3 protein-coding genes are annotated in these 1,256 nt (G+C 64.0%); all 3 read right to left on the bottom strand.

Annotated elements, in window-relative coordinates; genetic code table 11:
* A partial coding sequence (locus EN884_RS36295) for a Trm112 family protein (protein ID WP_164753603.1) occupies positions 1 to 207 on the bottom strand: 207 nt, incomplete at its 3' end.
* 9 nt (positions 208 to 216) lie between these two features.
* A complete protein-coding gene (locus EN884_RS36290) occupies positions 217 to 888 on the bottom strand; it encodes an LON peptidase substrate-binding domain-containing protein (protein ID WP_013528774.1) in 672 nt (223 codons plus the stop codon).
* A 106-nt stretch (positions 889 to 994) separates the two neighbouring features.
* Positions 995 to 1,256, bottom strand: a 262-nt coding sequence (locus EN884_RS36285; RefSeq protein ID WP_128361143.1) for a tetratricopeptide repeat protein, incomplete at its 5' end; no start/stop codon positions are given.

Here is a 1,256-nt window from a genome sequence, read left to right as displayed (position 1 = left end):
GGCCAGCACATCCTCCACCGAAAGCGTCCGCGCCTCGGAAGGCAGCATGATCGGGATGCCGTCACGCACCGGATAGGCAATCTTGGCGACCCTGGAAATCAGTTCGCCGCGCTCCGGATCCCAGGCCAGCGGCCCCTTGGTCAGTGGGCAGGCCAGCAACTCCAGCAGCTTGGGGTCGACCTTCTTCCCGTCACGTCCGTCCGCCATCGCGCCCTCTTACTGCAAACTCGACCCAAAATCCTCATTCTCGCGCGCCAGCGCCATTTCGGTGATGGCGATCAGCGTCTCGGCCCGGGTCTTCAAATCCGCCGCTTCGAGCAGCGCCTGTTTCTCGGCTGGCCCATAGGGCGCCATCATCGACAACGCATTGACCAGCATGGCATTTTCGGCCCGGCTGACGCTTTCCCAGTCGGCCTCGAGGTCGTTGGCCTGCAGATAGGCGCGAAATGCCTTGAGCAGCGATGGCCGGTCGATCTCGTTGCCCGCCTGGTCCTCATCGAGATCGGCAAGGAAAGGCGAGGGCTTGCACTGGCGAAACGGCGTCTTGACCGTCAATTCGTGGGCGATGCGGAACCGGCACACGCCCTGCAGCGAAATCAGGTAACGGCCGTCGCCGCTCTCGGAAAAGGCGATGATGCGCCCGGCGCAACCGACATTGCAGAGTTCCGGCTCGCCGTCGTCGCGCAAGGCCCCGTCGAGACTGGGCTGGATGACGCCGATGAGCCGCGAGCCGGCGATCGCCTCGTCCACCATCTGCAGATAGCGCGGCTCGAAGATGTTGAGCGGCATGCGGCCTCCCGGCAGCAAAAGCGCCCCCTCGAGCGGAAAGATAGGGATCGTCGACGGCAAATCCTTGGCGAGCCGGTAATGCGCGTTTCCCGCTTGCACCTCATTCCTCCGATCGCGCCATCAAGAAGCGCGTGAGTTCTTGGCCCTAATCTGGCGCAATCATCGCCGACGCCAAGCCCGTGCGGCAAAACAACCGGCAGCCGGCTCAGGAAAACAGCAGCGCCGACAATTTGCGGCGCGCTGCCAGCGTCGCCTCGTCGGTCATGCCCCAGGCCTCGAACAGCTGCAGCAATTGCGTCCTCGCGCCATCCTCGTTCCAGGCCCGGTCGGCCTTGATGATGGCCAGCAGATTGTCGGCTGCGGCCGTACGGTCGCCGTTGGCGTTCTGGATCATGGCCAGATCGAAACGCGCCTGGTGATCTCCGGGATTTTCCGCAAGGCGCCGCTCGAATTCGGCTGGATTGCCG

The organism is Mesorhizobium sp. M7A.F.Ca.AU.001.01.1.1, from assembly GCF_004022735.1.
Lineage (GTDB): Bacteria > Pseudomonadota > Alphaproteobacteria > Rhizobiales > Rhizobiaceae > Mesorhizobium > Mesorhizobium ciceri.
Note: the sequence above shows the minus strand (reverse complement) of the source record. Positions and strands in the feature narration are given on the sequence as shown.